Source organism: Nocardia sp. NBC_01377, assembly GCF_045040005.1.
In the GTDB taxonomy this organism is placed as follows: Bacteria; Actinomycetota; Actinomycetes; order Mycobacteriales; family Mycobacteriaceae; genus Nocardia; species Nocardia noduli.
The window spans coordinates 6,444,776-6,470,598 of sequence record NZ_CP109566.1 but is presented as its reverse complement, the minus strand read 5'-3'; the positions used below and the strand labels follow the sequence as shown (position 1 = coordinate 6,470,598).

The window sequence follows — 25,823 nt, the reverse complement described above, 5'->3', positions numbered from 1 at the left end:
TCCTCGCTGCCGCTGGGCCGATAGCTGTCGGCGGGTGCCGACCGGGATTCCGAAGGTGACCGCGCAGGCCACGGCCTCGACCTTACGACCTCCTGCCCCTTGTGTGAAGAAGTGAATTCATGATTCACTTCTTGCATGGTCTACCGGAGAACCCCCGCGGTGCAGGCCCGATTGGACGCTCAGGGCGCGCTGATCGTGCAGGCGGCGACCCGTGTGCTGTCGCGGTCGGGATTCGCCGGCCTGTCCATGGCCTCGGTCGCGGCCGAGGCCGGGGTGGCGACGGGCACCGTCTACAAGCACTACGACGGCAAAGCCGCACTCGTCACCGCCGTCTTCCGCACCGTGGTCGCGCGCGAGGTGGCCGCGGTCTCCGCCGCGGCGGCGTCGGGTAGTGCGGTCGAGCGGGTCACCGCGGCCGTGGAGACCTTCGCGGGCCGCGCGCTGAAGAATCCGAAACTCGCCTACGTGCTGCTCGCCGAACCGGTCGACCCGGCCGTCGACACCGAGCGGCTGCGTTTCCGTCACGCCTTCGCCGAGGCCTTCGAATCGGCCGTGGCCGAAGGGGTGGCGCGCGGTGAACTGTCCGCCCAGGATCCACGGACCAGCGCCGCGGCCCTGGTCGGGGCGATCGGCGAAGTGCTCGTCGGTCCGCTCGTCGCCGCACCGCACGGCGAAACCGTTGTCCCCGAACTCGTTTCCTTCGCGGTGCGAGCACTCGGTGTACGCGAGGACGCGGCACCGCAGAAACAGGAGTGACCGATGTCGACGCACGAAGTCTTCAACCAGGTTCCGGATATCGTCCCGTTCGACGTCTCGCGCAATCCTGCCCTGATCGAGGGTCTGCACCGCGAGGGCGCGGGCTGGGCCGAAGCCGAGGTGCGCGAACTCGGCGCTCTCGCAGGTGGTTTCGAGGCCCAGGAATGGGGTCGGCTGGCCAACGAGTACCCGCCGGTGCTGCATACCCACGACCGCTACGGCAACCGCGTCGACGAGGTCGAATTCCATCCGTACTGGCACGAGCTGATGAATGTCGCCGTCACTCACGGACTGCACGGCTCGCCATGGCTGGACGAGCGAGCGGGCGCCCACACCGCCCGCGCCGCGAAATTCTTCACCTGGGGCGTCGCGGACGCGGGCCACATGTGCCCGATCTCGATGACCTATGCCGTCGTGCCAGCACTGCGGCACAATCCGCAGCTCGCCGCCGCCTACGAGCCGCTGCTCGGCAGCCGCGTCTACGACTTCGGACTGCGCGAACCCTCCGGCAAGGCGGGCCTGATCGCGGGTATGTCGATGACCGAGAAACAGGGCGGCTCCGACGTGCGGGCCAACACCACCGTCGCCACCCCGCTGCCCGACGGGGCCTATCGCCTGGTCGGGCACAAGTGGTTCACCTCCGCGCCCATGTCGGATATGTTCCTCACCCTCGCGCAGGCTCCCGGCGGACTGTCGTGCTTCCTGTTGCCGAGGGTGCTGCCCGACTGCACCCGCAATCCCATCCGCATTCAGCGGCTCAAGGACAAACTCGGCAACAAGTCGAACGCGTCGTCGGAGATCGAATACGAGAACGCGACCGGCTGGCTGGTCGGCGCCGAGGGCGCGGGCGTGAAGACCATCATCGAGATGGTGAACATGACAAGGCTCGACTGTGTGATCGGGTCGGCGACCGGAATGCGCGCGGGCGCGGTGTTCGCCGTGCATCACGCCAGGCACCGGGAAGCGTTCGGCGCCAAGCTGATCGACCAGCCCGCCATGCGCAATGTGCTGGCCGACCTGGTGATCGAATCCGACGCCGCGACCACCGTCATGATGCGCCTGGCCGGTGCCACCGACCGCGCGGGCACCGACCCCGCCGAAGCGGCGCTGCGCCGGATCGCGTTGGCCGTCACCAAGTATTGGGTCTGCAAACGCGCGCCCTCGCACGCGGCGGAGGCGCTGGAATGCTTCGGCGGCAACGGTTATGCCGAGGAATCCGGTGTGCCACGGCTGTACCGGGAAGCGCCGCTCATGTCGATCTGGGAAGGATCGGGCAACGTCGCGGCCCTGGACGCGCTGCGCGCCATGGGACGTCAACCGGAGACGGTGCAAGCGTTCTTCGACGAGGTGACCCTCGCCAAGGGCGCCGACCCCCGCCTGGACGACGCCATCGCCGAGATCGGCAAGGAGCTGTCCGATTTCAGTGACATCGAATACCGCGCCCGCCGCATCGTCGAACTGATGGCACTGGTTCTCCAAGGCGCGCAACTGGTTCGCCACGGCCACCCCGCCGTCGCCGACGCCTTCTGCGCGACCCGCCTCGGCGACGACTGGGGCATCGCCTTCGGCACCCTGCCCACCGGCGTCGACACCGCCGCCATCATCGAACGCGCCTTCGTCGCCTGATCCGACCATCGGCGTCGCATTCATTCAGTTCCACCGAGAGGCCCATACCGCGCCGGGTGGGTCGGCGGCCGAATGATTACGTTGTCTACGACGGCACAGAGTGTTTCGCCACCGCCGAGCTGTCAGGTGCCTCGGACATGGGAGATTTCCGAGGCACCCGCGTGAAGGTTGCGTTCCGAAGCCGGGCTAGCGACGCACGCACGATGCTGCGCCATCCGCATCTGCGGACGATGCCGGCGTCGGATCATCGGCGAGTTCTGTTTTCACGACTTTGACCTGCACTGTCAGGCCGACTTGTGTTGCGAGGTTGACGAGTACGTCGATGGAGAAGCGGCTGAGTTTGCCGTTCTTCAGATCGCTGATCCGGGGTTGCGTGACACCGAGATTGCCTGCGGCGACGCGCTGGGACCAACCGAATTCATCGATGCGCTCACTGATGGCGACCATGAGCCGCGACCTGACTTTCAGGTTCTCGGCTTCGGCCGGTGTGTCTGCGATCGCGTCGAAGACGGAGGCGAATTCTGTCGTTCGGAGTTCTGGTGTGCGCTCTGTGCCCATTGGGTTTACCCCCGCTGGGTAGGCGCGTGGCATGGAATGCGGTCACGCGGTACCAGCTGTCGTTTTCGGCGATGCGAATTTCCCAGACGCCCCGGCCGATATCGGACATCGATTCGGCCCCGGGTGGGGTCCGTCGAAGTGTCCTCGCTGAACGACTCGGCCGTTCTCGTTCGAGGGTGCCCGTCCAGGACGAAGTACCGGTTCGCCGCTCGACTATCGGGCGCTCCCCGCCGGTAGGGTCGACAGGTGAGCGGAGACGAACGCGTGGTGCCGCTGGATCGGGTGGTGCGGCGGGTGCTCGAGGGGGCATCCGGTCGCGACAACCGGTATGTCATCGGGATCGCGGGGCCGCCGGGGGCCGGGAAATCGACGTTGGCGGACGCTCTGCGTGAGGCGTTCGGGTCGGCGCACGGTGGGCGGATCGCGGAGATCGCGCCGATGAACGGGTATCACCTGTCCAACACGGAACTGTGTACGCGGGGGGATCTGGCGCGCAAGGGCGAACCCGACACTTTCGACGTCGCGGGATATGTCGAGAATCTGGGGAGATTGCGCCACACGCGAATCGGGGAACCGGTGCCGTGGCCGACGTTCGACCGGCGGATCGAGGAACCGACTCCGGCGGGTGTCGTGTTCACCCGGCAGCGCGTCGTCATCACCGAGGGTAATTATCTGCTGTGCGACGGCGCGTGGTCGGGGGTGCGCGATCTACTCGACGAGCGGTGGTACTTGGACGCGGACCGCGAGGTGCTGGAACGTCGGCTGTTGCGCAGGCATCTGCGGGGCGGGCGGACCGGCGACGCCGCGCGCGCCAAGGTCCGCGACAGCGATCTGCGCAACGCCGATCTGATCGCGCGCACGAGATCGCGGGCCGACCTCGTGCTGCGCGAAAGGCGGGGCGGGTACTGCTCGGTGCGCTGAGGCGGACCGGAATCGGTGTTGCCCGATATTCACCGGCGCGTGCGGTCCGGTCTCGTGGGCCGGTCGACAGATCATGGATGGATGAAGGTGCCCCGTCCGACCCGAGGTCGCGGAAGCCCGCTGCGCAAAGTTCTCAGCGCGGTGTTCGCCGTGCTGATCTTCTACAGCGTTCCTCTGGAATGGGATGTGGGGGAGAACTGGCCGAGCAAGGTGATCGGTCTCGCCGCTTTCGTCGCGGGCGTCGGCGGACTGATCTGGGTGACCTGGCGGCATGTGCGCCGATACCTGGAGGAACCCGCGGCGACCGGGGGCCGGGTCGACGGGATCCTGCTGTTGCTCTGCGTCGTCGCGATGTTCTTCGCGCTGTACTACTACCGGCTGGCCGTGCAGTATCCGGGACAGTTCGACGGCATCGTCACGCGCACCGACGCCCTCTACTACACCATCGTCACGCTGGGGACCGTCGGCTTCGGCGATATCCACGCCACCGGTCAGGCCGCGCGCATCGCCACCATGATCCAGATCGTCTTCGATCTGGTCGTGATCGGCACCCTGCTCGCCATCACCAGCAGCGGCCTCAGTCGCCGCTTGGAGCGGGCCGCGGCGCAGGTGGCTCCCACCGGTGAGCCGCCGGGGAAGATCAGCGGTTCCCGCGATACCAGCGAATGAGTTCGTCGGTGGAGGAATCGCCCTGCGGGGCCGGATCTTCGGCGGAGGTGAGCAGCGGCGCCAATTCCAGGGCCTGCTGTTTGCCGAGTTCGACGCCCCACTGGTCGAAACTGTCGACGCCCCAGATGGTGCCCTCGACGAAGACCTGGTGTTCGTAGAGCGCGATGAGCTGGCCGACCACCGACGGGGTGAGCCGCGGGGCGAGGATCGTGGTCGACGGACGGTTGCCCGGCATCACCTTGTGCGGCACGACCTCGGGATCGGTTCCCTCGGCGGCGATCTCGTCCGCGGTCTTGCCGAAGGCGAGCACCTTGGTCTGAGCGAACAGATTGCTCATCAGGATGTCGTGCATGCTGCCGGTGCCGTCGATCGTGGGCAGATCGTCGGTGGGCTGGGCGAATCCGAGGAAATCGGCCGGAATCAGTCGGGTGCCCTGGTGCAGCAGCTGGTAGAAGGCGTGCTGGCCGTTGGTTCCCGGTTCGCCCCAGAAGATCTCACCGGTCGAGGTGCTGACCGGGGTGCCGTCGGCGCGCACCGATTTGCCGTTGGATTCCATGGTGAGCTGCTGGAGATAGGCGGGGAAGCGCGCCAGATCGTTCGAATAGGGCAGTACCGCCCTGGATTCCGCGCCGAAGAAGTTCGAGTACCAGACCCCGAGCATGCCGAGCAGGACCGGCGCGTTCGATTCCAGCGGTTCGTTCACGAAGTGGGTGTCCACGGCGTGCATTCCGGCGAGGAACTCACCGAAACGTTCCTTGCCGATGGTGGCCATCACCGACAGTCCGATGGCCGAATCCACCGAGTAGCGCCCGCCGACCCAGTCCCAGAAACCGAACATATTGGCGGTGTCGATGCCGAATTCGGCGACGCGTCCGGCATGGGTGGAGACCGCGACGAAATGTTTCGCGACGGCGTCCTCGCCGAGCGCGGCGACCAGCCAGCGGCGCGCGGCGGTCGCGTTGGTCAGGGTCTCCAGCGTCGAGAAGGTCTTGGAGGCGACGATGAACAGCGTGGTCGCCGGGTCGAGTCCGTCGAGTTTCGCGACCAGATCGGTCGGGTCGACGTTGGACACGAAACGCGCGCCGATACCGGCGTCGGCGTAGTGCCGCAACGCCTGATGCACCATGACCGGTCCGAGATCGGACCCGCCGATACCGATATTGACAACGGTGGCGATACGTTCCCCGGTGGCTCCGCGCCACCGGCCCGAGCGCAGCCGGTCGGTGAATTCGCCCATCCGCGCCAGCACCTCGTGCACCTGGGCGCCCGCGTCCGCGCCGTCGATCTCCATCGACTCGCCTTCGGGCAGTCGCAGCGCGACGTGTCCGACCGCGCGATCCTCCGAGGTGTTGATGTGCGCGCCGGCGAACATCGCGTCACGGTGGTCGGGAACCCCGGCCTCGCGCGCCAAATCGACCAGCAGGTGCAGGGTTTCCCGCGTGACGCGGTGCTTGCTGATGTCGATGTACAGATCACCGACCCGGACCGTCAGCTCGCGTCCCCGTGCCGGATCCACGTCGAAGATATCCCGCAGATGTAGTTCGGAGATACCGCCGAAATGGTCGCGCAGCTTCCGCCATGCTGCCGACGCGGTAATGTCACTGCTCACCTCACCGAGGCTACAAGCAGCGTCGCCGCGCCGCGCTACCGACACCACCGAATCCGGGCGCGGGCACCGGGCCGACGAAGCGGACTCGTCGGTCTCCCGGCACGAGCGGGGAGGAAACGAACTCGGCACGGGCGTACCCAACTAGGCTGACGGCATGGTGTCCGAAAGTGAACTTCTCCAATCCGTGCCGACCTCCCTGTGGATCGGTGGTCCCGTCGAGGCAACCGGCGGCGGCACCTTTCCCGTGCACAATCCGGCCACCGGTGAGGTGCTGACACGGGTCGCCGACGCCACGCCCGAGGACGCGGTGCGCGCACTCGACGCGGCCGCCGCCGTGCAGGCCGGCTGGGCCGCGACCCCGTCGCGCGAGCGCGGCGAGATCCTGCGCACCGTTTTCGATCGCATCACCGCGCGCGCCGAGGAATTCGCGCTGCTGATGACCCTCGAAATGGGCAAGGCGCTGCCGGAGAGCCGCAACGAGGTCCGCTACGGCGCCGAATTCTTCCGCTGGTTCGCCGAAGAGGCGGTCCGGGTGCACGGTCGCTACCTGCACGCGCCGTCGGGTACCGGGCGCATCGTCGTGCACAAGCAGCCGGTCGGGCCGTGTCTGGCGATCACCCCGTGGAACTTCCCGCTGGCCATGGGCACCCGCAAGATCGGTCCCGCGCTGGCCGCGGGCTGCACGATGATCGTCAAACCCGCTTCGGAGACCCCGTTGACCATGCTGCTGCTCGCGCAGCTGTGCAGTGAGGCGGGCCTGCCCGACGGTGTGCTCTCGGTGATCACGACCTCGCGTTCGGGGGCCGTCACCGGTCCGCTGCTCACCGATCCGCGCCTGCGCAAACTGACCTTCACCGGGTCGACGGAAGTCGGTAGGAAGCTCATCGAGGCCTCCGCGCACGGCCTGCTGCGCACCTCCATGGAACTCGGCGGCAACGCGCCCTTCGTCGTCTTCGACGACGCCGATGTCGACGCCGCGGTCCAGGGCGCGATGCTGGCGAAACTGCGCAACGGCGGCGAGGCATGCACCGCGGCGAACCGCTTCCACGTGCAGAACGGCGTGCTGGAGGAGTTCACGACCAAATTCGCCGAGGCCGTGGCGAGTTCGGTCTCGATCGGACCGGGCGCCGAAGCGGGCACCACACTCGGTCCGCTCATCAACGAGGACCAGCTCAATACTGTCGCCGAATTGGTCGACGACGCGGTCGCGGCGGGCGCCCAGGTACGTCTGGGCGGCAAGGCGCCCGGCGGACCCGGCTGGTTCTACCCGGCCACGATCCTCACCGACGTGCCGCCGCACGCGCGGATCCTGACCGAGGAAGTGTTCGGTCCGGTGGCTCCCATCGTCGGCTTCGAGACCGAGGAGCAGGGGCTCGCCGCCGCGAACGACACCGAATTCGGCCTCGTCAGCTACGTCTACACGCGTGATCTGGACCGTGCGCTGCGGATCGCGGAGGGCCTGGAATCCGGCATGGTCGGGGTGAACCGCGGTGTGATCTCCGATCCGGCGGCCCCGTTCGGCGGGGTCAAGGCGTCCGGTTTCGGCCGCGAGGGCGGGATCGAGGGCATCGAGGAATACCTCTCGACCAAATACATCGCCCTGAGCTGACCGTGACGGGGATTTCTCGGTCCGGTCGGGTGTCGGGCCGGGGAGATCCCGACCGGGGAAAGCGCGACCGCCCCGGGGATGAACACCCGGGACGGCCTCGGGGAGGCGGGATCTCTCGATCACCGCGTGGTTCTCGCGCCGCGCTCGGCGACGGGACGGTCAGTGACCGAGACGGCCGCGCCCGAGGCGCAGCAGCAGCATCGCGAGGGTGTGGCCTTCCTGGCCGAGCTCGCTGAAACGTTCCAGCACCTTCATCTCGCGACTGTGCACCAGCCGCGGTCCGCCGGACGCCATCCGGGTACGCCCGATGATCCGTGAGACCTCCGTGCGCCGCTTGACGGCCGCGAGGATCTCGGCGTCGAGCTGATCGATCTCCTTGCGAAGTTTGTCGATCTCCGCTTCGGTCTGCGGCAGCGCCGCATCGGACCCGGTCGTCGGGGCAGGGGTGCTCATCATTCATCTCCTCGTGTCAGAACATGGATCGAACGGCGAGGGCTGCTCGTTACCGTCCGGTTCTTTCACCGTGAAACAGACCTGGCGGGGGATTCCATCCTCCCCCAGGGAAGTGCGCTCAGCTACTCGGCCGCGATCGGTGATATCCGGCCGATAACCGAATCCGACCCATCGCGACAGCGCTCATCATCAGGCCAGTGTGCCACGGGTGTGAACTAATGCAAAACGCTCGATTTTGTGAAAAACCTGAGAGAAACCGGCTCATTTGCCGCGTGGTCGTCACCGGTCGTTCACTGAATGTTAGCCACCTCGGCCGTTCGCTCACGAAGCCGGTCGGTGACTTCATCTCTGTCGGTGACCGCCGGTAGCGTGGATGGGCAATGGACATCACGGTGGCTCCTCACACGCAGGCCGGGCACGACCGGCACCTCGACGCGACCCCGGAATCGCAGGTCGACGACGGTCGCGACGAGTCGACCGGGCAGTCGGGTGCTGCCACGGGTGGGGGGGCAGTGGGCTCGCCGGGGTCGCGTCTTTCGCTCGCCGAACAGGCCCAGCGCCGCGCCGACGAGCAGCAGCGCCACCGAACCGAACAGGATCGCGGGCGCACCGAGGAGGCCGAACGGCTGCTGGAGGGGCTCAATCCCCAGCAGCGCGCCGCCGTCGTGCACACGGGTGCGCCGCTGCTGATCGTCGCGGGCGCGGGCTCGGGCAAGACCGCCGTGCTGACCCGCCGGATCGCCTATCTGCTGGCGGCACGGGGCGCGACACCGGGGCAGATCCTCGCCATCACCTTCACCAACAAGGCCGCCGCCGAAATGCGTGAACGGGTCATCGGCTTGGTCGGCCCGCGCGCGAACAACATGTGGGTGTCGACCTTCCACTCCAGTTGCGTGCGGATCCTGCGGATGCAGGCGGCACTTCTCCCCGGCCTGAATTCGAATTTCTCGATCTACGACGCCGACGATTCGCGCCGTTTGCTGACGATGATCAGCCGGGATTTCGATATCGATACCAAGAAATACTCGGCACGCCTGCTGGCAACCGCTGTCTCGAATCTGAAGAACGAACTGATCGGCCCCGAGCGGGCCACCGCCGACGCCACGGCCGAGGACACCGAACTGCCCGCGCTCGTCGCCCGCGTCTACACCGAGTACCAGCGCCGTCTGCGCGCGGCGAACGCGATGGATTTCGATGATCTGATCGGCGAGACGGTCGCGCTGCTGCAACGCCACCCGCAGGTCGCCGAGTACTACCGGCGTCGGTTCCGGCATGTGCTCGTGGACGAGTACCAGGACACCAATCACGCGCAGTATGTGCTGATCAGGGAATTGGTCGGGCATCACACAGAAGTCGAACTCGACGACGCCGACGCGGGCGCCGCCGCGGCGGATCCGGAATTCGCGCAGACCAGGCGCACCGACGCGGTCGAGCCGAGCGAACTCTGCGTCGTCGGTGACGCCGACCAGTCCATCTACGCCTTCCGCGGCGCGACGATCCGCAATATCGAGGAATTCGAACGCGACTTCCCCGACGCCGAGACCATTCTGCTCGAACAGAACTACCGGTCGACCCAGCACATTCTGTCGGCGGCCAACGCGGTCATCTCGCGTAACGAGGGCAGGCGCGACAAACGGCTGTGGACCGATTCCGGCGAGGGCGATCTGATCGTCGGCTATGTCGCCGACAACGAACACGACGAAGCCTCGTTCGTCGCACGCGAGATCGACCGGCTGGTGGATCAGGGCGAGGCCAATTACGGCGATGTCGCGGTGTTCTATCGCACCAACAACAATTCGCGCGCGCTGGAGGAGATCTTCATCAGGATGGGCCTGCCCTACAAGGTGGTGGGCGGCGTCCGCTTCTACGAACGCAAGGAAGTGCGCGATATCGTCGCCTACCTGCGGGTGCTGGCGAATCCGGAGGACGCGGTCAGCCTGCGCCGGATCCTGAACACCCCGCGTCGCGGTATCGGGGACCGGGCCGAGGCGTGCGTCGCCGTGCACGCCGAACAGCGCGATATCGGATTCGCCGACGCGCTGCGGGACGCGGCACAGGGCAAGGTCGCCCTGCTGAACACCAGGGCACAGCGCGCCATCGCCGGATTCCTGGAATTGCTCGAGACCATCCGCGCGGCCGGGGTCAGGGACAACTCCGAATTCCCCGACGTGGGGAATGTGGTCGAGGCGGTACTGGACCGCACCGGTTACCGCGCCGAACTGGAGGCCTCCGACGACCCCCAGGACGGCGCTCGCCTCGACAATCTGAACGAGCTGGTCAGCGTCGCACGGGAATTCAGTTCCGAGGCGCACAACAACGCGGAGGCCGCGCGGGCCGAAGGGCTGGTGCCGGAAGCGTCCGACGGCGAACCCGAGCCGGGCTCGCTCGCCGCCTTCCTCGAGCGGGTCTCCCTGGTCGCCGATACCGACCAGATCCCGGACGAGGGTTCGGGAGTGGTCACGATGATGACCCTGCACACCGCGAAAGGTCTCGAATTCCCGGTGGTTTTCGTGACCGGGTGGGAAGACGGCCAGTTCCCGCATATGCGGGCCCTCGGTGATCCCACCGAACTGGCCGAGGAGCGCCGCCTCGCCTACGTCGGCATCACGCGCGCCAGGCAGCGGCTCTACCTGAGCCGTGCCGTGGTCCGCTCGGGCTGGGGGCAGCCCGTCTCCAATCCGGAATCACGCTTCCTCCAGGAGATTCCGGGCCATCTCATGGACTGGCGTCGCCTCGAACCCGCGGGTTCGCCCGCGTCGCGCGGTATCCGCCGTCGCGGTGACGACGACGGCACGGAACGGGACTGGACCCGGGGCGACGGCTGGTCCCAGCAACAGCGTCCCGGTGTCCAGGGGCGCGGCCCCCGCCGTCCCGCACCGGGCGGCGTCACCCGCAACAACACCGATCTGGTGCTGGCCGTGGGTGATCGGGTCAGCGACGACAAATACGGACTCGGCAAGGTGATCGCCGCCGACGGTTTCGGTCCGCTGGCGACGGTCACCATCGATTTCGGCAGCGCGGGCAAGATCCGGCTGATCCCGCAGTACAGCAGGACTCTGGTCAAACTCTGACCTGACGTAGTCGGCCATCGGTGGCCACCGACGGTTCGGTGGCCATGGCCCGGTGCTCTCCCGCTCGGTATCGTCCGGACCATGGAGAGCGTCGCGCAGCACCTGGTCTGGTTTCTTCCGATGCTGTGGCTGGGCATGGTCCTGGCCATCTCGTTCCTGGAAGCGCCACTGAAATTCCGTGCGCCGGGAATCACGGTGCCGCTCGGACTCGGGATCGGGCGGCTGGTCTTCCGCGCGCTCAACATCGTCGAATCCGTGCTCGCGTCGCTTCTGGTCGTGGCCTTCCTTGTGCTCGGGCCCTCTGGTGCGAGCTGGGTATGGCTGGGGATCGCCGTCACGATCCCCGCCGTGCAGATCCTGGTGGTGCGCCCGCCATTGAGTCGGCGCTCGGACCGGGTGCTCGCCGGGGAGGACATGCCGCGTTCGCACGCCCATCTCTGGTACGTGGGGTTGGAGGTCGCGAAGGTTGTCGTCCTGCTGGGGTTGGCGATCGTGGTGTCCCCGTAGGTTCCTGGTTCCCGTACGACGGAATTCGGCGCTCTCGGGATGTCCACCCGGAACCTAGCGGGGGAGCAGGTCGGTGAGGGCGTCGTCGAGGGTGGGGAAACGGAAGGTGAAACCGGCGTCGCGCAGTACCTGGGAGGTGGCGTGTCTTCCGGTCAGGCCGAGGGCGGGGTCGGTGCGTAGGAAGACCGCGCCGACCGACAGGAGTGCGGCGGGGGTCGGCGGGGCCGGTGGGCGATGGAGGTGGCGGCGCAGTGCGGCCATGAGGTCGCGGTTGCGGACGGGGAAATCGGTGGCGGCCACCAGGATTCCGTTCGGCAGCGTCAGCGCCGGGTCGAGGCCGACGGCCGCGCGGACGATGGCGAGCCAGTCCTCGATGTGGATCCAGCTGAACCACTGGGTGCCGCCGCCGACCCGTCCGCCCAGACCTGCTCGCACCAGCTGGGTCAGCCGTTTCAGCGCAGGAGCCTGCGGGTCGAGCACGATGGACGTGCGGAGAACGGTCGAATGGGTGGCGGCCGCGCCGTCGAAGGCGCGCTCCCACGGTTCGGCCACGCCGGTCATCTGCGGTAGGCCTTCGGACAGCGGAGTTGTTTCCGTGCAACGCTTCTCGCCCGCGTCCGACCAGATGGCGGTCGTACTCGCCTGCACCCAGTAGTCGACGGGTGCGGGCAGGTTCGCCACGGCGTCGACCAGTGCGCGGGTGGAATCGACTCGGCTGCGGCGCAATTCGTCGACATTGCGTTCGGTCGGGCGGCAGTCCACGATCTTGCCCGCCAGGTTCACGATGGCGGTGCGGCCCGGATTACGGAGTGCCCCTGCCCATTCGCCCACCGTCCGGCCGTCCCATTCGACCTGGTCGAAGGGGGATTCTGGATCGCGTCGGCGGGTGAGGACGGTGACCCGGTGACCTCGGCAGAGCAGGTCGGCGGCGATCTGCCTGCCGAGCGCGCCGCTGCCTCCGGCTATCACGACATTCAGCGCGGATTCGGCGGCGGTGATTCCCGCCGACCGCGCGAGCCGCGCGAAACCCAGCCGGCCGTCGCGTTCCAGCAGGCCGCCGACCACCGCGCGTGCGACCGACGCCGACGGCCCGCCGAACGTGAGTCGTTGCGTCACAAGGGTTCCGCCGTCACGCGCCGACAATTCCCAGCTCAGTCGCATCACCCCGGCGGGCTCGGGCTGCTCGAGCGCGAGTTCGCGTCCCGGCACCACCGATGTCAGGACGAACGGGGCGGCGGCGCGTGTGTGCAGCGCTTCGAACAGTCGTCCGCGCGGCACATAGTCCCCGGTCGTCCCGGTCGCGACCGGTCCGTGCAACACCACCGACGTCACGCCGGGATTCCATTGCGGCCACCGCACCGGATCTCCCACGACCTCCCACACCCGATCGGGAGGTAGCGCGATGAACTGGGTGTACGTCGATGTACGAGCCATGAGCCACACGCTAATCCGCGCGATCACCGCACCGGTAGGTGTGCTTGCTCACCGGCCGGTCGCCCGACTGGATGACACCGGCGGCTTCGACCGCCCCACCGGCCGTGCCGTCAGTCGCGCTCCGGCCCCAGACTGATCCCGCGAGTCGCGAGCCAGGGGATCGGGTCGATGCGGTCGGTGCCGTTGAGCCAGACCTCGAAATGGCAGTGGGGACCGGTGGATTCGCCACGATTGCCGACCGTGGCGATCTCGTCGCCCGCGGTGACGTACTGGCCGACGGTGACCAGCGCGGTGTTGATATGCCCGTAGACGGTGATGGTCCCGTCGTCGCCCCGCACGCGGACCCACATGCCGAAGCCGCTGGCCGGGCCCGCGTCGATGACGGTGCCGTCCTCCACCGCGTAGATCGGCGTGCCGATCGGTGCGGCGACGTCGACGCCGGGATGCAGCGTGCCCCAACGGGCGCCGTAGCCGGAGGTGAAGGTACCCGAGGTGAATTTCGTGAACAGGGGGCGCAGTTTTGCGGCTTCCTCGGCGACGAGTTCCTGCGCGTACCGTGCGCCGCTGTCGAGGAGTTCGGAGAACTGCGTGGGATCGCTCGGCCGCACCGTGTCGAGCAGTTCCGGGGTGTCGGGTGTGGCAGATGTGTCGGTGACCGCCGGTGCGCCCGCGGGGAGCTGATCCGCCGCGGACGCCTGCCCCATCGCCTCGTATTCGACGGTCGGTACGGATTGACCTCTTTCCTGGAGCAGGGTGTGTCCGGCGGACACGAACGCTCCGGCAGCCACGGCGAAGGCGACGACCCGGCCGCGCAGCGAATGCGGGGGCGGCGGTGGGCGATGTGCGCCGCGACGGCGGCGCGAGGTCCCCGTGTCGGGATAGTAACTGAAAGATTGCGTGCCGCTGGATTCTTCGTGCCACGACGATTGTCCCCAGCTGTCGACTTCGTGGTCGCGCCCTTGTCTCACGGTGCGATCCGACGTTCGCGCGAAAAATGACCGAATTGCCGGAGAATCGAAGATTGTCCGTTAATTCCAGGTCTCCCAGCGGATCTCGCGATGTGTGCGACGGTCTTCACGCGCATCGAGTTCTTCATCCTCCGAATACCCGCATCGTTAGGTCAGCGAACTATCGACGGTAACGAATCAATTGCTGTAAAGCAACACTGGAATGCTGTGAATTTTCGTGTCGCGCTGCGGGATTGATATTCCGGAGATTCGGATCCGGTAGGGCGAACGACGGTTCGACGGCCGGGTGCATCGAACAACGCGGAACGACCCCGGGCGCGTATGCACGCGTCCCGGGGCCGTTCCGGAATTCGATGGAGGGAGGGTGACTAGTCCCCGCGCGGGCCGAGGCTGATGCCGCGAGTGGCCAGCCAGGGCAGCGGGTCGACCTTGTCGGTCCCGTTGAGCCAGACCTCGAAATGGCAGTGCGGGCCGGTGGAGAAGCCGCGGTTTCCGATGGTGGCGATCTGGTCGCCCGCCATCACGCGCTCGCCCTGCTCGACGGTCGAGGTGTCGATGTGGCCGTAGATCGTGACGGTGCCGTCGTCGTGCAGCAGTCGCACCCACATGCCGAAACCAGCGGCGGGGCCGGATTCGATGACGGTGCCGTCGGCGACCGCGTAGATCGGGGTGCCGATCGGACCGGCGATATCGATGCCGAGATGCTGAACACCCCAGCGTGCGCCGTATCCGGATGTGTAAGTGCCCGCGGCGAATTTGGTGAAGAGCGGACGAAGTTTAGCGGCCTCCTGGGCTGCCAGATCGTCGGCGAACCTCTGGCCCTTCTGGAGCATGTCGTTGAACTGGCCCAGATTGGCCGGTGCCGAAACATTCAGAACCTGGGGCGAATCGGGGTCGAGACTCGGATCGGCGAGGCTCACAGACTGCGCGGCGATCTCGTGGATCTGACCGGACGCCTCGTAGTCGATCGTGGATGACGGCTGGTCGGGCGAGGCGAACGCGGCCTGGCCCGCGGCGACGACCGCGCCCGCTGCCACGGCGACGACAGCGGCCCTGCCCTTGAAAGCGGCGGGCGGGGCGGGCATGCGGTGCGCGCCCCCGCGCCGGTTGGTTCCCTTGCCGGGGACGAAGGCCGGTGAAGCGATGGCGTCGGGATCCACCGGTTCCGGCGCCCACGAACCGTCGGCGTCCGGGGTCCAGCCCTGGTCGGTGGGGGACCACTGACCGTTGGCCTCGGGGGTCCACGCGCCGTCGGAATCCTGCGCCCAGGAGGCGTTGGAATCCGGTGTCCACGAATCGTCGGTCTGCGCGTTCCACGCGCTGTCCGCGTCGGGCGTCCAGGCGTCGCCGGAGGACCACGCGCCGCCATCGGTCCACGAATTCTGTTGGGACCAATCGGCATTCGCGGCCCACTGGCCCGTGTCGCAGGTCCCGGTGTAGGGGCCGCCGTCGTGCTGCGCGTCGTAGGCCGCACTCGCTCCCGCCGCCGCGCCGCCCGCCGCGGGGGCGTAGCGGTGGTTGGAGGGGAAGGCGCGTCCGCTCTGGTCGGCATGGGGGAAGGGCTCGTTGTCGTCGCGATAACGATGACCCGACCGCGCGCGATTACCGGGAGCGAGGGTGGAGCGATTAATCATCGGCTATGCCACATCGTGAAGCTGGAGTGGACGGACCGAAAGGTCACGCTGCCGGGAGTCCGGCGAAATGTCGATGTCGGGTCGATCAACGCTGAAACGGCTCTCTACCTGCGGAGCAATGTGCATCAAGGCTTGCCGTCCTCCTAGTCGTGACCTGGCTGTGACATCGACCGCATTGACGGTAACGAAACGATCGCGAAGTCCGCAAGCGCTGCGATCCATCTGTACTAACATGTGAGATTGATCACGGTGGTGGCGGGGAATTTCTCACTGTGCATCGGGCAGTCGGGTGAGGTCGGCCGACGACGATTCGTAGTAGGCGTGAGCGGGTCCCGGCTTACCGGCCCCTACCTGGCGCACGGTCAACAAGCTACTCGCCAGTAGCGTTGGCCAGCGGTTTTCCCGCCTCGAGTATCGGCCCGTGACCTGCGCCACTTAGGATGAACGTGGCCGATTGGCCCTCCATGTGACTGGTTAGAGTCCGACCCGACCCGCTTCCGACGTCGGGCCGCCAACAAAGACGTTGTCATGACAACGCAGACGAGACGGTGAGTACATGGATCTCTTCGAATATCAGGCGAAGGAGCTCTTCGTTAAGCACGGAGTGCCTTCGTCCGAGGGCCGCGTCACGGACACGGCCGAGGAAGCCCGCGTCATCGCGGAGGAAATCGGCAAGCCGGTGATGATCAAGTCCCAGGTGAAGGTCGGTGGACGCGGTAAGGCGGGTGGCGTCAAGTACGCGGCCACCCCCGACGACGCCCTGACGCACGCGCGGAACATCCTGGGCCTGGACATCAAGGGCCACGTCACCAAGAAGATCCTTGTCGCCGAAGCCAAGGACATCGCGGAGGAGTACTACATCTCCTTCCTGCTCGATCGTTCCAACCGGACCTACCTGGCCATGTGCTCGGTCGAAGGCGGCATGGAGATCGAAGAGGTCGCCGCCACCAAGCCGGAGCGCCTGGCCAAGGTCCCCGTCGACGCCGTCAAGGGCGTCGATCTCGCGTTCGCGCGTTCGATCGCCGAGCAGGGCCACCTGCCCGCCGACGTGCTGGACGCGGCGGCCGTGACCATCCAGAAGCTGTGGGAGGTGTTCGTCAACGAGGACGCCACCCTGGTCGAGGTCAACCCGCTGGTGCGCACTCCGCAGGACGAGATCCTCGCCCTCGACGGCAAGGTCACCCTGGACGAGAACGCCGAGTTCCGGCACGAGGATCACGCGGCCTTCGCCGACGTCGACGCGACCGATCCCCTGGAACTCAAGGCCAAGCAGAACGACCTCAACTACGTCAAGCTCGACGGTGAGGTCGGCATCATCGGCAACGGCGCGGGTCTGGTCATGTCCACCCTCGACGTCGTCGCCTACGCGGGCGAGGCCCACAACGGCGTCAAGCCTGCCAACTTCCTCGACATCGGCGGCGGCGCCTCGGCCGAGGTCATGGCGGCGGGCCTGGATGTCATTCTGGGCGACGCGCAGGTCAAGAGTGTCTTCGTGAACGTCTTCGGCGGCATCACCGCCTGTGACGCCGTCGCCAACGGCATCGTGAAGGCGCTGGAGATCCTCGGCGCCGAGGCGAACAAGCCGCTGGTCGTCCGTCTCGACGGCAACAAGGTCGAAGAGGGTCGCAAGATCCTCGTCGACGCCGCGCATCCGCTCATCACGCTTGCGCAGACAATGGACGAAGGCGCCGACAAGGCCGCCGAACTGGCTTCCCGGTAATCGCCGAGCCGAGTAAGGAAAAACCTGACATGTCTATCTTCGTGAACAAGGATTCCAAGGTCATCGTCCAGGGCATCACCGGCGGCGAGGGCACCAAGCACACCGCACTGATGCTCAAGGCCGGCACCCAGGTCGTCGGCGGCGTCAACGCGCGCAAGGCGGGCACCACCGTCGCGCACACCGACAAGGACGGCAACGCGGTCGAGCTGCCGGTGTTCGGCACCGTCGCCGAGGCCATCGCGGCGACCGGAGCCGACGTCTCCATCGCGTTCGTGCCGCCGAAGTTCTCCAAGGACGCCATCATCGAGGCCATCGACGCGGAGATCCCGCTGCTCGTGGTCATCACCGAGGGCATCCCGGTGCAGGACACCGCGTACGCGTGGGCCTACAACCTCGAGAAGGGCAACAAGACCCGGATCATCGGCCCGAACTGCCCCGGCATCATCACCCCCGGCGAGGCGCTGGTCGGCATCACCCCGGCCAACATCACCGGCAAGGGCCCGGTCGGCCTGGTGTCCAAGTCGGGCACCCTGACCTACCAGATGATGTACGAGCTGCGTGATTTCGGCTTCTCCACCGCCATCGGCATCGGCGGCGACCCGGTCATCGGCACCACCCACATCGACGCCATCGAGGCGTTCGAGAAGGATCCCGAGACCAAGCTGATCGTCATGATCGGCGAGATCGGCGGCGACGCCGAAGAGCGTGCGGCGGCCTACATCCAGGCCAACGTCACCAAGCCGGTCGTCGGCTACGTCGCGGGCTTCACCGCGCCGGAGGGCAAGACCATGGGCCACGCGGGCGCGATCGTCTCGGGCTCGGCGGGCACCGCCCAGGCGAAGAAGGACGCGCTGGAAGCGGCGGGCGTCAAGGTCGGCAAGACGCCGTCCGAGACCGCGGCGCTGGCTCGCGAAATCCTGGAGAAGGCAAGCATCACCGCCTGATCCCGCCGGGAAGCGGGAACTCCCGCATATCAGGACAAGGCCGCCGTCCGGTACGAACCGGTGGCGGCCTTCGTCGTATCGGTCGGGGGAGGTGACCCGGGCGGAGCCGTGCAGTAGCGTCAGAAGGGTCAAGCCGAACACGACGAACGACTCGATCGAGGAGACGACGACATGTCATACCCGACCGGAGGCTCCGGGTACAACACGCCCGTGACGCCCTCCGCACCCTCCGATACCGGCCAGTCGGCGGTTGGTGCAGCAGGGACAGGTTCGAGCGGTTCCGCTTCCGATGCCACGGCGCAGCGGGGTCTGCCGTTCTTCCTCGTGGTGGGTGTCGCCGCACTCGGTGTGATCAATTTCCTGCTCGGATTCCTGCCGTTCTTCGGCAGTGAGTTCGTCAATCCGGTCACCGGCGCGATCCTCGCCGAGGGCAGCGCGAACGCGTTCGAGGCGCGGGTGACCAGCCTGCTCGCCGTCCTGTTGTTCGCGGGTGTGCTGGCCGGACTCTCGTTGCTGCCCAAACAGAATTGGAAGGGCGTCGCGGCCGCGGCCTCGGTGGCCGGATTCCTCGGCCTGGTCTTCCAGGCACTGTTCCTCGGCGAGGGTTCCGCGCTGAAGATCGGCGCCTTCCTGCTGCTGTTCCTCTCGTTCGTGCAGGCCGCGATCGCTGTCGCCGCCGTGCTGTTCGAGGCGGGCATCCTGAAACCGCCCGCGCCCAAGCCGGTTACGCCGCCCGCGCAGCAGGGCGGATACGGACAGGGATACGGCCAGCAGGGTTACGGGCAGAGCCAGCCCGGCGGTGGCTACGGCCAGGCGCAGGGCGGCCAGTACGGTCAGCCCGGCTACGGTCCCCAGTCCGGCACCGGGGCGCAGTACCCGGCGCAGCAGCCCTACGGTCAGAGTCAGCCGAGCCAGCCCGCCTACGGGCAGAGCCAGCCGGGTCAGCCGACCTATCCCGGTGCGCCCGGTCAGTCCTACGGTCAGCCCTCCTACGGTCAGCAGCCCGGATACGGGGCCCAGCAACAGGGGTCGCCCTACGCGGGCGGCCAGCCGCGCCCCGACGAGAGCGCCACCCAGCACTTCGGCGGGAACCAGGGCCAGCCCCGGCCCGATGAGAGCGCCACGCAGCACTTCGGCGGAAATCTGGGCCAGCCGCGCCCCGACGAGAGCGCGACACAGCACTTCGGCGGGAACCAGGGCCAGCAGTACGGTGCGCCGAGCTACGGCCAGCCCCCGCAGGCTCAACCGCCCCAGCAGCCGCAGCAGCCGTTCGGCGGCGAGCAGAGCAAGGACCCGTCCTCCGACGCGACCCGGGCGTTCCGGCCCTCCGACGACAACAAGTAGCAGTCGACACCGACTCACCGCGAGCGCTCGACCCGACGGGTTGGGCGCTCGCGGTGCGCGCGGACTCTGTCGCACGCACCGATTTCCGCGTGTCGCGTCACCGCACCGGCCGGTCGCGGCGCGCCTGCACCGATCCCCTCGGCAGAACTGACACGCTGAATTGCCATGAGCTCCACGAGAAATTCCCTTGTCCGCCGGAGCCCGGGAGAGCGCGGTGGACCCGATGACGCGACCGGGCGCGGCGGCGATTCCCGATCGCGGCGCACCAGGCCGACGCCGGAGGAGCACGACGACGCCGGATTCCTCTCGCTGACTCCCGAACGGGCCAGGGTGCTGCTGTTCGTCGCCGCCCGCCCCGCGACGCTCGCCCTGACCGTCATCGCGGTGCTGATGCCCGCCGCGCTGCTGTTCGCCCACAGCGGACTCGACGGCACCTCCGGTGCGATCGCGTCGGGCTGGCTTGTGGCGCACCAGGTTCCGCTGGTGATCGGCAAGACACCGCTCGGCCTGCTTCCGTTGCTGCCCACCGCCCTGCTGGCCTGGCTGTCCGCGCGCGATTGCGCGCGCGCCGTCGAGCCGGACAGTTCGCGCGCCGATCTCGGCTGGATCGTCGGGGCCGCGCTGTCGGGTCCGCTGCTGGTCACCGCGGTCTGTCTCGCGGTCGCCGAGGACGCGTCGGGCGTGGTCGCGCTGCAACCGCCGAACACGTTGTCGGCGTTCGCGTGGGTCGGCGGTCTGTACCTGGTGGCCGCGACGGCGGGGATCGCGAATCGCGACCGCCGCCGGTTCTTCGCGCTGCTGCGCGCTCCCGATTGGGCCATCGCCGGGGTCTACGGCGCGGGCCGCACGGTGGTGCGTCTGCTCGGGTGCGCCGCCGTCGTCACGCTGGTGTCGTTGCTCGCGCACGGGTCGCGCTTCCTCGAGGGGTATCGGGCGTCGGGCAATTTCGCCGGTGTGCTCGGGCTGACGCTGCTCTCGCTGGCCTATCTGCCGAATGTGGTCATCGGAGCGACGGGGATACTCGTCGGCTCCGGGGTCGAATTCGGCGATGCGTCGGTCGGGCTCTTCTCGGTGGTCGGCGGACCGGTTCCCGCGGTGCCCGTGCTCGCCGCGCTGCCGTCGGGACCGGCGGCGGGCTGGTGGGTGGTGCTGCTGCTCATCCCGGCCGCGGTCGGGGTACTGGGCGGCATCGACGCCGGACGGACGTCGGCCGACCACGCCACCGCGCCCTGGGCGACGCTGAGTTCGGCCGGATTCGCGACGCTGGCGCTCGTGCTGCTCGGCGCCGTCGCGGGCGGCGAACTCGGCACCTTCGGCAGCGTGGGCATCGATCTGCCGGTCTTCGCCGTGGTCACCTTCGCGTGGCTCGCGCTCGCCGGATACGCGGGTCTGCTGTTCGCGCGGTGGTTCGTGGTCCCGGTCGGGGCGCCGATCGCGGGTCGCGACCTGCACGGGGCGTACGAGGAAACCGACTACGACGATCACGACGACGCCTACTACGACGACCGCCACGACGACGGTGACCACGACGGAGACTACGAAGCCGACGAGTACGACGAGCACTACCAGGACGACCACTACGACGAAGACGATTACTACGACTACGCCGACCATCCCGAGGACGACGCGCTGGAAGGCGAGCTGGTGGACGAACAACCCTCGCTGCCCGCACGGCCCGCTCGTCCCTCCGCGCCCCCCGACATCGTCGACGCCGAGGTGGTCGAAACCCCACACGACGACCTGCCTCCGCTACGCGAGCGCTGACGAGCCGAGGGCCCCCACCGGTCGAAAGTGAGCTGACCGACACCACTAGGCTCGAACCCGGCGGTGTATCTCCGCCGCCCCGACTCGAGACCCAGGAGTGGAGCGCTGACGTCCTCCGACGCCCCGTCCAAGCCCGCTGAGCCCTTCGGGGCCGCCGCCACCGTCGTCGTGCTCGCCTCGGGCACGGGATCGCTGCTGCGCGCGTTGCTCGAAGCGGCGTCCGCGGCGGACTACCCCGCGAAGATCGTCGCCGTCGGCGTCGACCGGGTATGTGACGCCACCGGCCACGCGGACGCGGCGGGTGTGCCGCACTTCCTGGTGGCGCTGAAGGATTTCCCCGACCGCGCGGCCTGGGATCTGGCGCTGACGGACGCGGTCGCCGCCTACGAGCCCGATCTGGTGGTCTCGGCCGGATTCATGAAGATCCTCGGCCCGGCCTTCCTCGAGCGCTTCGGCGGCACGATCGTCAACACCCATCCCGCGCTGCTGCCGTCCTTCCCCGGCGCGCACGGGGTACGTGACGCCCTCGCCTACGGGGTGAAGGTCACCGGCTCCACGGTTCATCTGGTCGACTCGGGCGTCGACACCGGTCCCATCCTCGCGCAGGAGGCCGTATCGGTGCTGCCCGACGACGACGAGAGCACCCTGCACGAGCGCATCAAGGTTGTCGAGCGACGGTTGTTGGCGGAGGTTGTCGCCGCTGTCGCGACGCGAGGCATTGTCTCCGACGGACGAAAGGCAGTTATTCCAGTGAGCGAGTATGCCGGTGACTGACAACAGCGAACGATCGATCACTCCTGGCGTGCGTCGGACGATCCGCCGCGCGCTGGTCAGCGTCTACGACAAGACGGGGCTCGTCGAACTCGCGACCGGCCTGCACGCCGCGGGTATCGAACTGGTCTCGACGGGTTCCACCGCGGGCCGGATCGCCGACGCGGGCATTCCGGTCACCAAGGTCGAGGATCTGACCGGTTTCCCCGAGACGCTGGACGGGCGGGTCAAGACCCTGCACCCGAGGGTGCACGCGGGGATTCTCGCCGACACCCGCAGGCCCGAACATCTCGAGCAGCTGACCGAACTCGGTGTCGAGGCGTTCGAGCTGGTCGTGGTGAATCTGTATCCGTTCACCCAGACGGTGGCAGGCGGTGCCAGCCAGGACGAATGCGTCGAGCAGATCGATATCGGCGGGCCGTCCATGGTGCGCGCCGCCGCCAAGAATCATCCGTCGGTCGCCGTCGTCGTCGACACCGGCGATTACGACGAGGTGCTCGACGCGGTGAAATCCGGCGGATTCACCCTGGCCGAGCGGACCGCGCTGGCGGCCAAGGCCTTCCAGCACACCGCCTCCTACGATGTCGCGGTGGCGAGCTGGATGACCGGCGTCCTCGCGCCCGCCGTCGCGCAGGAACCGCCGAGCGCGCCGTTCCCCGGCTGGATCGGTGGCAGTTGGGAGCGCGCCGCGGTGCTGCGCTACGGCGAGAATCCGCACCAGGAGGCGGCGCTCTACACCAACGGCGACGGCCGGGTCGGTCTGGCGCAGGCGCGGCAGTTGCACGGCAAGGAGATGTCCTACAACAACTACACCGACGCCGACGCTGCCTGGCGTGCCGCCTACGACCATTCCGCGCCCGCGGTGGCGATCATCAAACACGCCAACCCGTGCGGTATCGCGGTCGGCGCGGATATCGCGCAGGCACACCGCAAGGCGCACGCGTGCGACCCGGTCAGCGCCTTCGGCGGGGTGATCGCGGCGAATCGTGAGATCACCGTGGATATGGCTCAGCAGGTCGCGGAGATCTTCACCGAGGTCATCGTGGCGCCGTCGTACGCCGACGGCGCCGTCGAGGTGCTCCAGCGCAAGAAGAACGTGCGCATCCTGGTCGCCGAGCCGCCACGTCGACCGGGTATCGAATTGCGGCCGATCAGCGGTGGTGCGCTGGTGCAGCGTCGAGACATCCTCGACGCCGAGGGTGACGACCCGGCCAACTGGACCCTGGTCTCCGGTGAGGCCGCCGACGCCGACACCCTGACCGATCTCGAATTCGCCTGGCGCGCGTGCCGCGCGGTGAAATCGAACGCCATCCTGCTCGCGCACGACGGTGCGTCCGTCGGCGTCGGCATGGGGCAGGTCAACCGGGTCGACGCGGTGCAGCTCGCGGTGCAGCGGGCGGGCGATCGGGCCAAGGGTTCGGTGGCCGCCTCCGACGCGTTCTTCCCGTTCCCGGACGGACCGCAGCAGCTCATCCAGGCGGGTATCCGCGCCATCGTGCAGCCGGGCGGTTCGGTGCGCGATCAGGAGACCATCGACCTCGCCCGCGAGGCGGGGGTCACGGTGTACCTCACGGGTTCTCGGCACTTCGCGCACTGAACGCGCGGATCGGATGGTCCGAACGCCACGTCGGGATCGACGTGGCGTTTTCCATACCCGGACACGGTGTTCCGGAGTGTGCCGTATCGGTGTGAATTCGATGTCGGCGATGCGCTCGGGCGAATTCGTGGACAACTTGATGACGTCGCCGCGGCCGTGACTGTCGCGGTCGCGACATTTTCGGTGCGGGCGGGACGGACGACGACCGTCGCGATGCCTCGGTAATCACCGGCAAAGTCGACATATCACAAGCGGCTGCGTCCGTCGCGGCGACGAGACCAGCGCAGACCGCGTGTTTGCGGCGACGCTCGAGCGGGTATATTTGTGCGCCTTCACGATTCGAGCCGATTCAGCGCTTCGGCGGCGACCGTTGAGATTGCGTTACGTGCGGTGCGTGTCCGAATTGTCGTGGTGCACAATAGGCGGCATGCGCATAGTCATCGTGGGATCATCCGGCTTTCTGGGCAAGCATCTGGTGACCGCTCTCGGGGCCGACGGTCACGAGGTCGTTCGACTGGTGCGGCGTGAGCCCGACGCCGCCGACGAAATCCGTTGGGATCCCTACACCTCCGAACTCGATCCGGCGATCCTCGCCGGCGCGGACGCCGCGATCAATCTCTGCGGCGCGGCCATCGCGGGCGACCGCTGGACCCCCGAATACAAGAAGCTGCTGCGCGACAGCAGGATCATCACCACCGCGGTGCTGTCCGAAGCCGTCGCGCAGGCGCGGGTGCCCGTTCTGCTCAACGCCTCGGCGGCGGGTTACTACGGCGACACCGGTGACGCCGACGTCGACGAATCGGCCCCGGCCGCCACCGATTTCCTCGGCACCATGTGCCGGGAATGGGAAGACGCCACCGCCGTCGCCGCGGCGTCGGGCGCCAGGGTCGTCCTGCTGCGCACCTCCAACGTGCTAGCCTCCGATTCCGAGATCATCACCAAACTGCGCCCGATCTTCGCGCTCGGCCTCGGCGGACGCTTCGGCACGGGTCGGCAGTACATGCCGTGGATCTCGTTGCCCGACTGGGTGGCGGCGGTGCGCAGCCTGCTCACCGGTTCGGTATCGGGCCCGGTCAATCTGGTCGCGCCGGAAGCGGCGACCAACGCGCAGTTCGCCAAGGCCTACGCGAGCGCGCTGCGCCGCCCGTCGTTCATGGTGTTGCCGGGTGCGGTGCTGAAGATGATCGGTGGCGAGGCGGGCGCGGAACTGCTGCACGGCCACAAGATGCGCTCGAAGGTGCTGGAGGGCACCGGATTCCGGTTCGAGCACCCGACCCTGCGCGAAGCGCTCGCCTGGACCGTGGCCCGCTGACCCCTCGTTCGAACAGCGCCGTGGAGTCCGTGCGTACCGAAGGGGTTTTCGGTACCGGCTCCGGGGGACGGCGCGTCACGCCGCGCTGAGTACCAGGCGATCGCCGAGGGAAGTCTTCAGCGGCACTTCCAGCGTTCCGAAGACCGCCACCATCGTGCACATCTTGCCCACCGCGTCGGCCCTCTTACCCGAGCGCAATTCCACCACGACCGTCTTCGACGTCTCGGTCACCTCGGCGTCGACGCCGTAGCATTCGGGCGCGCCGGTCTGGAAATCGACCGCGATCCGGTCGTCGGAGATTCGCGTCCACGACGTGAACGGGATGGAATGCGCCCCGACGATCGTCGGATCGGCGGTGAACGGCCTGCCCTGGTTCTGGCCCGCGTTCTCGGTCGGAGTACTCGGCGTCGCGGTGCCCGAGGTCGGCGGCGCGGGACTGTCGTCGTCGGAAGCGCCGCAGCCCGCCACGGCGATCGCGGCGAACAACGCCACGACGGTTGCGGTGATCCATGCTCCCGGGTTCCGATCCATACGGCAAACCCTAGTGGAGCGGCTC

21 protein-coding genes are annotated in these 25,823 nt (G+C 67.8%); 14 read left to right on the top strand and 7 right to left on the bottom strand.

The features are described from left to right. The first annotated feature begins 135 nt into the window (after positions 1-135). Complete coding sequence (locus tag OG225_RS30020; RefSeq protein ID WP_405178292.1) at positions 136-756, top strand: TetR/AcrR family transcriptional regulator; 621 nt, start codon at positions 136-138, stop codon at positions 754-756. 3 nt (positions 757-759) lie between these two features. Continuing rightward, the gene (locus OG225_RS30015) at positions 760-2,382 is read left to right on the top strand and encodes an acyl-CoA dehydrogenase family protein (protein ID WP_405178291.1); all 1,623 of its coding nucleotides are present in this window, start codon (positions 760-762) and stop codon (positions 2,380-2,382) included. Between the two features lie 186 nt (positions 2,383-2,568). On the opposite strand, the gene OG225_RS30010 is transcribed toward OG225_RS30015, so the two are convergent. Then, positions 2,569-2,940, bottom strand: coding sequence for a helix-turn-helix domain-containing protein (locus tag OG225_RS30010; RefSeq protein WP_405178290.1), 372 nt, complete (start codon positions 2,938-2,940; stop codon positions 2,569-2,571). A gap of 246 nt (positions 2,941-3,186) precedes the next feature. Here OG225_RS30010 and OG225_RS30005 point away from each other — a divergent pair, with 246 nt between their 5' ends. Both OG225_RS30005 and OG225_RS30000 read left to right on the top strand, forming a co-directional pair. Beyond that, positions 3,187-3,861 carry a nucleoside/nucleotide kinase family protein gene (locus tag OG225_RS30005; RefSeq protein ID WP_405178289.1) on the top strand — a complete coding sequence of 225 codons (675 nt, stop codon included), beginning with the start codon at positions 3,187-3,189 and terminating at the stop codon, positions 3,859-3,861. An 81-nt stretch (positions 3,862-3,942) separates the two neighbouring features. After that, complete coding sequence (locus tag OG225_RS30000) at positions 3,943-4,530, top strand: potassium channel family protein (RefSeq protein WP_405178288.1); 588 nt, start codon at positions 3,943-3,945, stop codon at positions 4,528-4,530. Here OG225_RS30000 and pgi read toward each other — a convergent pair. Further along, a complete protein-coding gene (pgi, locus tag OG225_RS29995) occupies positions 4,502-6,139 on the bottom strand; it encodes a glucose-6-phosphate isomerase (protein WP_405178287.1) in 1,638 nt (545 codons plus the stop codon). The genes OG225_RS30000 and pgi overlap by 29 nt on opposite strands. Positions 6,140-6,293: 154 nt before the next feature. Between pgi and OG225_RS29990 the strand changes: the two genes are divergently transcribed. Then, positions 6,294-7,748 (top strand): NAD-dependent succinate-semialdehyde dehydrogenase, encoded by a 1,455-nt coding sequence (locus tag OG225_RS29990; RefSeq protein ID WP_405178286.1) that lies wholly within the window; start codon positions 6,294-6,296, stop codon positions 7,746-7,748. A gap of 159 nt (positions 7,749-7,907) precedes the next feature. Here the strand turns inward: OG225_RS29990 and OG225_RS29985 are convergent, their stop codons facing one another. Next, a complete protein-coding gene (locus OG225_RS29985; protein ID WP_040710071.1) occupies positions 7,908-8,201 on the bottom strand; it encodes a chorismate mutase in 294 nt (97 codons plus the stop codon). A 380-nt stretch (positions 8,202-8,581) separates the two neighbouring features. Here OG225_RS29985 and pcrA point away from each other — a divergent pair, with 380 nt between their 5' ends. Both pcrA and OG225_RS29975 read left to right on the top strand, forming a co-directional pair. Continuing rightward, positions 8,582-11,272 (top strand): DNA helicase PcrA, encoded by a 2,691-nt coding sequence (gene pcrA, locus OG225_RS29980; protein ID WP_405178285.1) that lies wholly within the window; start codon positions 8,582-8,584, stop codon positions 11,270-11,272. A gap of 81 nt (positions 11,273-11,353) precedes the next feature. Then, positions 11,354-11,779 (top strand): hypothetical protein, encoded by a 426-nt coding sequence (locus OG225_RS29975; RefSeq protein ID WP_405178284.1) that lies wholly within the window; start codon positions 11,354-11,356, stop codon positions 11,777-11,779. Positions 11,780-11,833: 54 nt separating this feature from the next. Here OG225_RS29975 and OG225_RS29970 read toward each other — a convergent pair whose 3' ends face one another. The 3 genes from OG225_RS29970 to OG225_RS29960 all read right to left on the bottom strand — a co-directional run bounded on the left by OG225_RS29970 (position 11,834) and on the right by OG225_RS29960 (position 15,815). Continuing rightward, positions 11,834-13,213, bottom strand: coding sequence for a DUF1731 domain-containing protein (locus OG225_RS29970; protein WP_405178283.1), 1,380 nt, complete (start codon positions 13,211-13,213; stop codon positions 11,834-11,836). A gap of 110 nt (positions 13,214-13,323) precedes the next feature. Beyond that, positions 13,324-14,181 carry a M23 family metallopeptidase gene (locus OG225_RS29965; RefSeq protein ID WP_405178282.1) on the bottom strand — a complete coding sequence of 286 codons (858 nt, stop codon included), beginning with the start codon at positions 14,179-14,181 and terminating at the stop codon, positions 13,324-13,326. Positions 14,182-14,549: 368 nt separating this feature from the next. Further along, positions 14,550-15,815 carry a M23 family metallopeptidase gene (locus OG225_RS29960; RefSeq protein ID WP_405178281.1) on the bottom strand — a complete coding sequence of 422 codons (1,266 nt, stop codon included), beginning with the start codon at positions 15,813-15,815 and terminating at the stop codon, positions 14,550-14,552. A 556-nt stretch (positions 15,816-16,371) separates the two neighbouring features. Here OG225_RS29960 and sucC point away from each other — a divergent pair. The 7 genes from sucC (at position 16,372) to OG225_RS29925 (ending at position 25,267) form a co-directional block, all read left to right on the top strand. Then, positions 16,372-17,535 carry an ADP-forming succinate--CoA ligase subunit beta gene (gene sucC, locus OG225_RS29955; protein ID WP_216914726.1) on the top strand — a complete coding sequence of 388 codons (1,164 nt, stop codon included), beginning with the start codon at positions 16,372-16,374 and terminating at the stop codon, positions 17,533-17,535. 29 nt (positions 17,536-17,564) lie between these two features. Next, complete coding sequence (sucD, locus tag OG225_RS29950) at positions 17,565-18,479, top strand: succinate--CoA ligase subunit alpha (protein WP_109528718.1); 915 nt, start codon at positions 17,565-17,567, stop codon at positions 18,477-18,479. A 171-nt stretch (positions 18,480-18,650) separates the two neighbouring features. Beyond that, positions 18,651-19,823 carry a DUF5336 domain-containing protein gene (locus OG225_RS29945; RefSeq protein ID WP_405178280.1) on the top strand — a complete coding sequence of 391 codons (1,173 nt, stop codon included), beginning with the start codon at positions 18,651-18,653 and terminating at the stop codon, positions 19,821-19,823. A 165-nt stretch (positions 19,824-19,988) separates the two neighbouring features. Then, positions 19,989-21,587 carry a DUF6350 family protein gene (locus OG225_RS29940; protein ID WP_405178279.1) on the top strand — a complete coding sequence of 533 codons (1,599 nt, stop codon included), beginning with the start codon at positions 19,989-19,991 and terminating at the stop codon, positions 21,585-21,587. A 105-nt stretch (positions 21,588-21,692) separates the two neighbouring features. Then, entirely contained in the window at positions 21,693-22,361 is a 669-nt protein-coding gene (gene purN, locus OG225_RS29935; RefSeq protein ID WP_405183413.1) for a phosphoribosylglycinamide formyltransferase, read from the top strand. Next, the gene (purH, locus tag OG225_RS29930) at positions 22,348-23,955 is read left to right on the top strand and encodes a bifunctional phosphoribosylaminoimidazolecarboxamide formyltransferase/IMP cyclohydrolase (RefSeq protein WP_405178278.1); all 1,608 of its coding nucleotides are present in this window, start codon (positions 22,348-22,350) and stop codon (positions 23,953-23,955) included. The genes purN and purH overlap by 14 nt, the downstream gene beginning before the upstream one ends. Before the next feature lie 427 nt (positions 23,956-24,382). Next, positions 24,383-25,267 carry a TIGR01777 family oxidoreductase gene (locus OG225_RS29925; protein ID WP_405178277.1) on the top strand — a complete coding sequence of 295 codons (885 nt, stop codon included), beginning with the start codon at positions 24,383-24,385 and terminating at the stop codon, positions 25,265-25,267. A gap of 75 nt (positions 25,268-25,342) precedes the next feature. Here OG225_RS29925 and OG225_RS29920 read toward each other — a convergent pair whose 3' ends face one another. Further along, complete coding sequence (locus OG225_RS29920; RefSeq protein WP_405178276.1) at positions 25,343-25,798, bottom strand: hypothetical protein; 456 nt, start codon at positions 25,796-25,798, stop codon at positions 25,343-25,345. Between the last annotated feature and the right edge of the window lie 25 nt (positions 25,799-25,823).

Bases quoted from the DNA above. Each gene is read 5' to 3' on its own strand.
- OG225_RS29940 (WP_405178279.1), top strand. From the start codon at position 19,989: ATGAGCTCCACGAGAAATTCCCTTGTCCGCCGGAGCCCGGGAGAGCGC.
- OG225_RS30015 (WP_405178291.1), top strand. From the start codon at position 760: ATGTCGACGCACGAAGTCTTCAACCAGGTTCCGGATATCGTCCCGTTC.
- OG225_RS29945 (WP_405178280.1), top strand. From the start codon at position 18,651: ATGTCATACCCGACCGGAGGCTCCGGGTACAACACGCCCGTGACGCCC.
- OG225_RS30010 (WP_405178290.1), bottom strand. From the start codon at position 2,940: ATGGGCACAGAGCGCACACCAGAACTCCGAACGACAGAATTCGCCTCC.
- OG225_RS29975 (WP_405178284.1), top strand. From the start codon at position 11,354: ATGGAGAGCGTCGCGCAGCACCTGGTCTGGTTTCTTCCGATGCTGTGG.
- OG225_RS29960 (WP_405178281.1), bottom strand. From the start codon at position 15,815: ATGATTAATCGCTCCACCCTCGCTCCCGGTAATCGCGCGCGGTCGGGT.
- purH (WP_405178278.1), top strand. From the start codon at position 22,348: ATGCCGGTGACTGACAACAGCGAACGATCGATCACTCCTGGCGTGCGT.
- OG225_RS29990 (WP_405178286.1), top strand. From the start codon at position 6,294: ATGGTGTCCGAAAGTGAACTTCTCCAATCCGTGCCGACCTCCCTGTGG.
- OG225_RS30000 (WP_405178288.1), top strand. From the start codon at position 3,943: ATGAAGGTGCCCCGTCCGACCCGAGGTCGCGGAAGCCCGCTGCGCAAA.
- OG225_RS29985 (WP_040710071.1), bottom strand. From the start codon at position 8,201: ATGAGCACCCCTGCCCCGACGACCGGGTCCGATGCGGCGCTGCCGCAG.
- OG225_RS29920 (WP_405178276.1), bottom strand. From the start codon at position 25,798: ATGGATCGGAACCCGGGAGCATGGATCACCGCAACCGTCGTGGCGTTG.
- OG225_RS29970 (WP_405178283.1), bottom strand. From the start codon at position 13,213: ATGGCTCGTACATCGACGTACACCCAGTTCATCGCGCTACCTCCCGAT.
- pcrA (WP_405178285.1), top strand. From the start codon at position 8,582: ATGGACATCACGGTGGCTCCTCACACGCAGGCCGGGCACGACCGGCAC.
- sucC (WP_216914726.1), top strand. From the start codon at position 16,372: ATGGATCTCTTCGAATATCAGGCGAAGGAGCTCTTCGTTAAGCACGGA.
- OG225_RS29925 (WP_405178277.1), top strand. From the start codon at position 24,383: ATGCGCATAGTCATCGTGGGATCATCCGGCTTTCTGGGCAAGCATCTG.
- sucD (WP_109528718.1), top strand. From the start codon at position 17,565: ATGTCTATCTTCGTGAACAAGGATTCCAAGGTCATCGTCCAGGGCATC.
- OG225_RS30020 (WP_405178292.1), top strand. From the start codon at position 136: ATGGTCTACCGGAGAACCCCCGCGGTGCAGGCCCGATTGGACGCTCAG.